This is a genomic window from Rhizobium sp. R693, assembly GCF_002211315.1.
In the GTDB taxonomy this organism is placed as follows: domain Bacteria; phylum Pseudomonadota; class Alphaproteobacteria; order Rhizobiales; family Rhizobiaceae; genus Rhizobium.
On the sequence record NZ_LOKY01000015.1, the window covers coordinates 75,443 to 81,705 of the forward strand.

Annotated in this window: 6 protein-coding genes and 2 pseudogenes; 2 read left to right on the plus strand and 6 right to left on the minus strand. The window is 61.2% G+C overall.

What is annotated here, in order from left to right; all coding sequences use genetic code 11:
* Positions 1–2: 2 nt before the first annotated feature.
* From ATY79_RS15695 to soxR, 4 genes are all read right to left on the minus strand, one after another.
* Positions 3–1,304 carry a sugar ABC transporter permease gene (locus ATY79_RS15695; RefSeq protein ID WP_088704313.1) on the minus strand — a complete coding sequence of 434 codons (1,302 nt, stop codon included), beginning with the start codon at positions 1,302–1,304 and terminating at the stop codon, positions 3–5.
* A gap of 57 nt (positions 1,305–1,361) precedes the next feature.
* On the minus strand, positions 1,362–2,708 hold the full coding sequence (locus ATY79_RS15700; protein ID WP_088704314.1) for an extracellular solute-binding protein: 1,347 nt from the start codon (positions 2,706–2,708) through the stop codon (positions 1,362–1,364).
* 343 nt (positions 2,709–3,051) lie between these two features.
* Positions 3,052–3,237: a hypothetical protein gene (locus ATY79_RS15705; RefSeq protein WP_141105726.1), complete on the minus strand. Its 186-nt coding sequence runs from the start codon at positions 3,235–3,237 to the stop codon at positions 3,052–3,054.
* Between the two features lie 107 nt (positions 3,238–3,344).
* A complete protein-coding gene (soxR, locus tag ATY79_RS15710) occupies positions 3,345–3,779 on the minus strand; it encodes a redox-sensitive transcriptional activator SoxR (protein ID WP_088704316.1) in 435 nt (144 codons plus the stop codon).
* Positions 3,780–3,866: 87 nt separating this feature from the next.
* Between soxR and ATY79_RS15715 the strand changes: the two genes are divergently transcribed.
* A complete protein-coding gene (locus ATY79_RS15715; RefSeq protein ID WP_088704317.1) occupies positions 3,867–4,586 on the plus strand; it encodes an SDR family oxidoreductase in 720 nt (239 codons plus the stop codon).
* Positions 4,583–5,638 (plus strand): S-adenosylmethionine:tRNA ribosyltransferase-isomerase, encoded by a 1,056-nt coding sequence (locus ATY79_RS15720; RefSeq protein ID WP_088704318.1) that lies wholly within the window; start codon positions 4,583–4,585, stop codon positions 5,636–5,638. Before ATY79_RS15715 ends, ATY79_RS15720 begins: the two co-directional genes overlap by 4 nt.
* A gap of 118 nt (positions 5,639–5,756) precedes the next feature.
* On the opposite strand, the pseudogene ATY79_RS15725 reads toward ATY79_RS15720, so the two are convergent.
* Both ATY79_RS15725 and ATY79_RS15730 read right to left on the minus strand, forming a co-directional pair.
* Positions 5,757–5,960 (minus strand): annotated as a pseudogene (locus tag ATY79_RS15725) (transporter); the annotation flags it as partial.
* 43 nt (positions 5,961–6,003) lie between these two features.
* Positions 6,004–6,263, minus strand: a pseudogene (locus ATY79_RS15730) (hypothetical protein); the annotation flags it as partial.

Sequence of the window (6,263 nt, forward strand, 5' to 3'; positions counted from 1 at the left end):
GATCAATCCTCGATGAGCGGCCGCGCAACCAGCGAGGCGTAGTTGAAGACACGCAGATAGGCGAACGACAGGATGATACCGATGACCACGAGCACCAGCGCCATGGCTGCGCCGAGCCCGTACTCCAGGTTGCCGGCGTAGTTGTTGAGCGCTGTGTGGTAGGCAGCAAGCGACCAGACCTCGGTCGCATTGCCCGGCCCGCCGCGGGTCGAAAGCAGGATTTCGTTGAAAGAGGCGAGTAGGGAAAGCGTCTGATAGCAGCTGACAAACAGGATCGGCCAGCGCATTTGCGGCAGGATGATGTAGCGGATCTGCTGCCAGCGGCTGGCACCATCTACCTCGCTTGCAAAGAATTGGCTCTTGGGAATGGCCCTCAGTGCCGAGGAAAAGACCAGCATTCCCATCGAGGCGCCGATAAAGCCGTTTATCAAGACCACGAAGAACCAAGCGTGGTAGGCGCTGTCGAGAAGATAGTTTTTCGGTGGGTAGCCGAACTTGCCCATCAGCACCGAAATAAAGCCGGTATCCCATGCCAGCCACTTCCACATCAGCACGTAAATGACGACCGGAGTAATGCGCGGCAGGAGCCAGATGGACCGGAAGATCGCAGCCGGCATGTCCGGCATGTAATGCGTCCAGATCGCCAGGGCCATCGCATAGGTCGTGTTGAACAACACTAGGACTAACGCGACGTAGAGAAGCGTATTGAAGAGGATCTGTGCCATATCCGGCGAGGAGGCGATGCGCGCGAAATTCTCCGTGGTCCAACTCCAGCCGGTATAGGTTGCCCTGGCGAGGCCTTCCTTCTCTTCCGGCGTCAGTTTGAAACCGAATTTGTCGAGCGAGGCGAAAAGTTCATCCTTGCTCGCGAAGCGCAAGTTGGCGACGGAACGGTTGAACTGTTCGGAGATCTGCTTGACGTCCCGGGTTGAAGGTCTGTCCTCGAGATCCTTGATCATGCGTTCAGCCTCGCGTCGCGAGGAAAAGACTTCGCCGAGGTGCTTCTCGCGCAATTCCCCGGCAATGCCGGGCGCCAGTCCAAGGGCCTCGACGCTCTCGATGCCCTGCTCATCGATCGCGTAGCGCGGTTCAGTCAACTGCTGCACGACATCGGGCATTTCGCGCTTCAGCGCGTCCAGCGAATTCGGTGCGATTTGGTAGGCGCCGCCCGAAATGCCCGTGGCGGTCGTCATGCTCGTGAAGGAGAAGACGGCGGTCAATACGACCGGCATCAGGAAGAACAGCAGGATGATCGCCCCGGCTGGCGCAATCATCACGAGCCCGAGCGTTCTGGACGTTCTCATCGAAAGTCTCCGCAAAGGGTCCGGGCGGACTTGCCGCCCGGAGAGTTGCCTGGCTGCTCAGCGGATGACGATCTTGTCGCCAAGCGTGCTTTTCAGCTCGCTCTCGACATCGTTGACGGCGGCATCCGGCGTCTTGGCGCCTGTCCAGGATGCTTCGAGGCCCTTCCACATGATGTTCCAGTAGGTCCCGAAATCGGCGTTGTTGGGCATCGCGTTAGCATAGGGCAGCAGGCGCTCGGTGGCTTCACGCGTCCAGCGATCGGAGGAGTAGAGCTCGATCTCGGTTTCGGCCTTCGAAATGCCGAGATGGGCGGACTTGACCGCGTGCAGCACGTTGATGCGCGGCTCGGAAGCAATCTTGATCAGTTGGGCAGCGATCTCGGTGGTGTCCTTGTCGTGACCCGAGGTCAGAAGATAGACGAGCGGATGCGTCAGCGTGTTGGGCTTGCCACCGTCGCCGGCGGGGATCAGCGTGAAGACGACGTTGCCGAAGAAGTCCTTCAGGCCCTCTTGCTTGACATAGCGGGCGTAGTGCCAGGTGCCGCCGTGCCAGATGCCCGCCTTACCGGAAGCCACTTCCTTCCACCATTGATCGCCGGGCATGCCGATATGGTTCTTCTTGGTGACGCCATCCTTCACCGCGTCGGCGAAGAACTGGTAGGTCCGCTGCATTGCTGCCTTGTCGAAGACGAGCTTGCCGTTCTCTTCCATCTTGCCGCCGAAGCTGGTGTAGAACTGCCAATAGTCAGGACCATTCGTATTGCGTGGATAGAAGCCGTAGCCGGCCTGGACGAGGCCTTTGTCCTGCATCTTCTTGGCGTCTTCCAGCACGTTCTTCATCGTGTAGCCGCCATCCTGGACCTTCTTTGGCAGCGCGTCGAGATCGGCGTCGCTATAGCCGATGGCCTTCATGTACGGCTTCCAGAAGAACATCGGGCGGGACTCCGCGTCCTGCGGAATACCGTAGACGGTGCCGTTGAACGAGGCGATGGTCATCAGGTTTTCGTAGATGTCGTTGAGCGGCCAGGAGTCGAGGTCGACATAATCCTCGATCGGCACGATCAGGCCGGACTGAGCCCAGGGGCCGATGTCCTCGTGGCCGGTGACGACAATATTTGGAGCAGTCTTGGCTTCAGCGGCGAGCGTCATCGCCTGTTTGAAGTCTTCCCAACCGCTGTAGGCTTTCTTCTCGACCTTGATCTTGAGGTCATCGCCCTTGATCGCGGCTTCGCGCTGAAGCTGCTCGGCGGCAATGTCGATCGCGTCGAGGCGGTAGACGTCGTTGGGCCCCGTGCCGCCTGCCCAGACGGTGATGGTGACATCCTTTGCCATGGACAGGGCGGTAGTCGAGGCCAGAATAGCAGCCGCGACGGTCAGGCACTTCAATGTTGGCAGAATAGTCATTTCTTCGTCTCCCCAGAAGAGCGGTGTGAACCTCTTGGCGGGCCATCACCATTATTGAAGGCCACCCGCGAGGTCCCTTGAAAAGCGCTAACGATTTACGCTCTAAGGGGCGTGCGTAACGGCCGAGTGACAAAAATGAGCACGTGTGCAAAAAATATTATGGCGCGGCGAAAAAACATTGCAAGGCTGTTTTTAGAAGTGAGCTGCTGCCACCAAAAAACGGACCCTTGCATGGGGCAGGATAACGCAACCGGGTCACGGCAGAGGCGCCTACGGCAATGCGCAGGTCTCTTTGCGCCCGCCCGGCACGATGCGAAGACCTTGGTCGGATCAATCTCATGCCCTACGCAAAAAAAAGATCGCCATGTTCGCCCGTCTGAGCATTGCAGACGCCGGAGAACTCGCTCCTCTCGCGCAGCTTGCCGACGACCAACGAGCCCTCCACGCCGGCGTTCTCGACGATCGTGCGGACCGGCGCCTCGATTGCGCGGCGAACGATGTCGACACCGTCGCAGGTGGCGATAGCCACCAACACATAGGCAGGGGCAACCGCAGGAGCCGGCCTGCATTCGCAATATCGGCTGGCGGTTGCTCGGCCCGCCCTGTGGCACCGTATCGTCTATCCCGGGGACCGGCTCACAAAAGCCAATACCGTGGTCCCGGCCCTTTGCGTCCCGCCACATCAGCAGGATTTGCGAGGCTACACCGGTCGATCGACAGGCAGCCGCAGCCGATGCACTCGGTAAGCCCGGAGCGCAGCCGCTGCAACTCGGCGATGCGCTCGTCTATGCGCTTTGCCCACTCGCCCGACAACCGCGACCAGTCCCGACGTGATGGCAGGCGATCGGCCGGCAACTTGCCGAGCTCGGCGCCGATCTCCTCGAGTGTCAGCCCGATGCGCTGCGCAAAGACGATGAAGGCGATCCGGCGCAACACCGACCGGTGATAGCGCCTGTGCCCCGAGCCAGCCCGTTCGGATGCGATCAGCCCGCGATCCTCGTAGAAACGCAGGGCCGACGAGGCGACGCCGGCGCGCCGCGACACCTCGGTGATGGTCAGCATCGAATCCATGCACCGAGGTAAGCATGAATTCTCCTTGACTTCAAGTTAACTTGAACTTGTAGCAATGGTGCCTTGCTGATTGAAGGAGCACCGACGATGCAAACGAAAATCGATTTTCAGGGGCTTCGCGTGGCCGTCACCGGTGGCACGTCCGGCCTCGGACTGGCGCTTGTGCGGCAGCTCACTGCGAACGGCGCGTGCGTGGCCTTCGTCGCCCGAACGGCTGCCAACGTCGAACGCATCGCTGACGAGACGAGCGCATACGGGATTGTTGGCGACGTTGGCAAGAAGGCGGACATCTACCCGGTCGCGATGCAGATTACGGCCGTCCTTGGTGGGGTCGACGTCCTGATCAACAATGCGTCGAGCCTCGGTCCTGTCCCTCTGGCGCTTCTTGCCGATACCGAGTGCGAGGAGCTGGAAGCGGCACTTGCGGTCAACCTCCTCGGCGCGTTCCGATTGACGAAAGCCCTGTTCGGTGCGCTTGCCGCGTCCGCACGCGAAGGCCGCGGCGCCCTTGTGATCAACATCTCCAGCGATGCGGCGGTGAACGCCTATCCGGGTTGGGGCGCCTACGGGGCGAGCAAGGCCGCTTTTGCCCATCTGACGGCGATTTGGGACGAGGAAGCAAAAGCCGACGGCATAAGGCTCCTCGCGCTCGACCCAGGCGATATGGATACCCCGTTGCACGCGCTGGCGCTTCCTGACGCCGATCCATCGACCTTGAAGAGCCCCGAGCTGGCCGCCAGCGAGATCATCGAAAAGATGCTCGACACGTTTCCCGCAGGCGCCAGGCTCGAGGGGGAACAAGCATGATTGCCGACGACCATTCCGATCGGCGCTCCGCCAGGCTGTTCGTCGTCGAGGCGGACGGCAGGATGCGCGACCTGCCACGCGCTGGACTGGGGACGCTATTCGATCCTGGTGATCTGGTGGTGGCCAATGACGCCGCGACCTTGCCCGCCAGCCTGCACGGGAAACATCTTTCCAGCGGCAAGGCGATAGAGATCCGCCTGGCGGGCTGGCTGTCGCGTTCCGATCCTACCCGTTTCGTAGCAATTGCTTTCGGCTCGGGCGACCACCGCACGCGTACGGAAGACCGGCGGCCGCCGCCTGCGCTGTCAGCAGGTGATCGTCTCAGGTTCGGCACGCTCGAAGCCGTGATAGAGCGTCCTCTCAGCCATCCTCGCCTTCTTGAACTGCGCTTCGGAGGCAGCCGCGCAGCGGTGATTGCAGGACTGGCGTGCTATGGTCGGCCGATCCAATACGCGCATGTTCCCGAACCCATGGTACTGTGGGATGTTTGGACGAAGATCGCCGCCGAGCCTTTCGCGTTCGAGGCGCCATCGGCAGGCTTCGCACTCGACTGGTGCACGCTCCAAGCCTGGCGTCGGCGCGCCGTCGGTTTCACAACTCTCACCCATGCCGCGGGCGTTTCTTCCACCGGCGATCCGGCGCTCGACCTGAGCCTTCCTTTCGACGAGCCGTATCGCATCCCTAAACATGCAGCCGCGCAGGTTGCGCGGGCGAAGCTCCGTGGCAGCCGCATCATCGCGATCGGCACGAGCGTCGTGCGCGCGCTTGAGGCAGCCGCCAATGCGGACGGCAGCGTACGTGCCGGAAATGGCATTGCCACGGGTCGTATCGCACGCGGCACGCAGGTTCGCGTAGCCGATGCGATACTCACAGGCATCCACCAGCCCGGTGAAAGCCATTTCGAGCTCTTGCGTGCGTTTGCCGAAGATGCCCTGCTCGCCACGGCCTCCGCAACGCTAACCGCCTACCGCTACCGCACGCATGAATTCGGCGATTCCATGCTGCTCAATCGCCAACCGCTGCGTCTATCGGCGCGAATAGGACCAGGCTGAGACGAAGCCTCTCCTCGAAGCTCGAGACGTGGCATGCAACGGTGTTGCCGCACTCGCGCGCCGCTGGTTTCGCCAATTTGGGGCAACTGCTACGCTCATGCGATTTTGCGCAATTATGAATGACAGGCTGGATGTCGAGCCTCGCCTTGTCGCCATCGTCCGGGCCGTAACCATGATCGTAATTGAACTGGAAGGGGACGCTGATCAGCGAGGCGATCGGGTTGGAGAGCGTCTTCGCCAGGTCTTCATTCGACTGGGCGTTCGCCAACCCCGGAGCGAGCCCGAGCGCCAGCAGGGTGGCAGTGTAAGCCGCTCCATTCATCGATGCCGTCTCCATTGATCGACGATCTTATGCAAGCCTCGGCCTAGAAGTGAAACGCGACGCCGATAATCGGTCCCTGCTCGACGACGTCGAAGACAAACCCGTCGTTGTTATAGTTCACACCGACCGCCCGGTAGCCAGCGACTGCCGAGATCGTGTCGGTGAACTTGTAGCCAAGCGCCAGGGAGACATCCCAATCGAGATCGGCGCCACCGCCGCCGACCAGGCCCCATCCCGTCACGTAGATTTCGGGCGTGAAAAAGTAATTGCCCCGGACACCAGCCAGCGCGTCGACCCAGGTCG

Excerpts from the sequence above, each read along its gene's own strand:
- soxR (WP_088704316.1), bottom strand. The coding sequence starts at position 3,779 with ATGGATTCGATGCTGACCATCACCGAGGTGTCGCGGCGCGCCGGCGTC.
- ATY79_RS15715 (WP_088704317.1), top strand. The coding sequence starts at position 3,867 with ATGCAAACGAAAATCGATTTTCAGGGGCTTCGCGTGGCCGTCACCGGT.
- ATY79_RS15720 (WP_088704318.1), top strand. The coding sequence starts at position 4,583 with ATGATTGCCGACGACCATTCCGATCGGCGCTCCGCCAGGCTGTTCGTC.
- ATY79_RS15695 (WP_088704313.1), bottom strand. The coding sequence starts at position 1,304 with ATGAGAACGTCCAGAACGCTCGGGCTCGTGATGATTGCGCCAGCCGGG.
- ATY79_RS15700 (WP_088704314.1), bottom strand. The coding sequence starts at position 2,708 with ATGACTATTCTGCCAACATTGAAGTGCCTGACCGTCGCGGCTGCTATT.